2 protein-coding genes are annotated in these 1854 nt (G+C 70.4%); one reads left to right on the forward strand and one right to left on the reverse strand.

Annotated elements, in window-relative coordinates; all coding sequences use genetic code 11:
* Positions 1 to 665 (forward strand): IS481 family transposase (locus ACFU8Q_RS41270; protein WP_384465292.1); only part of this gene is annotated, 665 nt, incomplete at its 5' end.
* Here the strand turns inward: ACFU8Q_RS41270 and ACFU8Q_RS41275 are convergent.
* Positions 662 to 1720, reverse strand: a complete 1059-nt coding sequence (locus tag ACFU8Q_RS41275) for a phosphotransferase (RefSeq protein ID WP_384465295.1) — start codon at positions 1718 to 1720, stop codon at positions 662 to 664. The two genes, ACFU8Q_RS41270 and ACFU8Q_RS41275, sit on opposite strands and share 4 nt — an antisense overlap.
* Positions 1721 to 1854 lie beyond the last annotated feature (134 nt).

Here is a 1854-nt window from a genome sequence, read left to right on the forward strand (position 1 = left end):
GACTGGTGCCCTCCACCGTGCACCGCGTGCTGACCCGCTTCGGCCTGGCCCGCCTGACCCATCTCGACCGGGCCACCGGCCGCGTCATACGCCGCTACGAACGCGACCGGCCCGGCGAACTCGTCCACGTCGACATCAAGAAGCTCGGCAACATCCCCGACGGCGGCGGCCACAAGGCACTGGGCCGCCAGGCCGGCCGCAAGACCCGGTCCGGGGTTGGCTACAGCTACATCCATACCGCCGTCGACGACCACTCCCGCCTCGCCTACAGCGAGATCCACACCGACGAGAAGAAGGAGACCGCCACCGCGTTCTGGACCCGCGCCCAGACGTTCTACGCGGCCCACGGGATCACCGTCGAACGGGTCCTGACCGACAACGGATCCTGCTACAAGTCACACGCCTGGCGCGACCTCCTGGCAACGGCCGGGATCACCCACAAGCGAACCCGGCCCTACCGCCCGCAGACCAACGGCAAGGTCGAACGCCTCAACCGCACCCTGCTCGACGAATGGGCATACGCACGCCCCTACCGCTCGGAACAGGAACGACGCGACGCGTTCCCTCAGTGGCTGCACACCTACAATCACCACCGCGGACACACCGCACTCGCAGGCAAACCACCCGCCAGCCGCGTCCCCAACCTCCCAGGGCAATACACCTAGTACCAAGGGCGGGCGTCATGCGTGGGCAGTGGACGCAGTTTCGGCCAGCGCTCGAGCAGGCGGCCGGCCAGGGCGGAGCTGAGGCGGCCGACGGCGTGCAGGTGATCGTGGTCGCGGGTCATGTCGGCGACCACGCCCAGGCGGTGGACGAGCCGCTCACGGGCGGAGACGTAGCCCCACTCGAAGTCCTCGGCGGGCACCCGGGCGAGCTGGTCGACCGTCCCGCGGTGGGCCCGCTCGACGAGCGCGTCGCCCTGGATCAGCCAGCCTGCGCACGCGTCGGCGAGGTCACCCGGCACGTCCTTCCCGGTGAGGCCGCGCCAGGTGGTCCGGTAGACGTCCTCGACCTCCGTGAGCGGGGCCGCGGTGACCGACATGGCACACCAGCAGGTGGGGAAGCCGATGCGGAAGTAGGCGAGTTCGATCAGGCCGTTGCCGAGCGAGGCCCGCTCGAAGTCGACGAAGCGGACGCCGTCGGCGGTGCGCAGATCATTGCCGGGGCAGGGGTCGCCGTGCAGCAGCGCATGGTGCGGGGTGGGGTCCAACCGCTCCAGGAGACCGGCGAGTTCATTGGGAACCGTGGACGGTGCGGGCACGTCGAGCGCCCTGGCCAGGGTGAGGAAGGACTCCGCGTCGGTGGCCGTGGGCCCCGACCAGACCGGTAGTGCGCCCGCGTCGGCGGGGCCGGTCAGGGCGTGCAGCCGGGCGAGCGACTCGGCGTACCCCGGCATCCAGTCGTCCGTCTTGCCGAGGTCGTCCAAGTGCTCGAGGACCATCACCCGCGAGGACAGGTCCGTGGCGAGCACCGTGGGGGCCACGGCGGGCCCGGAGGCCCGCCCTGCCAGGCGCAGCCCGGCGACCTCCCGCGCGAAGCGCGTGTTCGCGTCGGCGCCCGGGTCCCCGCCGTCGGTGATCTGCTTGACGATCACCAGACGCCGGTCGGCCAGCCGCACCCGCCACACCCGTGACCGCGGACTGCTGTCCAGGAGTTTGGTCTGCTTGGGGGTGCCCACGGTGGAGAGCAGCGCCTCATCGAACGGAACACGGTTCAGCATGCTGACGAGCGTAGCCGTAGCTTCGTACGCGCGAGCGAGCGCCCTGGCCCCGCCGAAGTCCTCCCTTGGCCTGTTCTAGGGCCTGTTGCGAAAGTCGATCAAGGTCGTGGGATGATCAAGCGCTGTGGGGCGTG

The sequence above is a fragment of the Streptomyces sp. NPDC057543 genome, assembly GCF_042801895.1.
Lineage (GTDB): Bacteria > Actinomycetota > Actinomycetes > Streptomycetales > Streptomycetaceae > Streptomyces.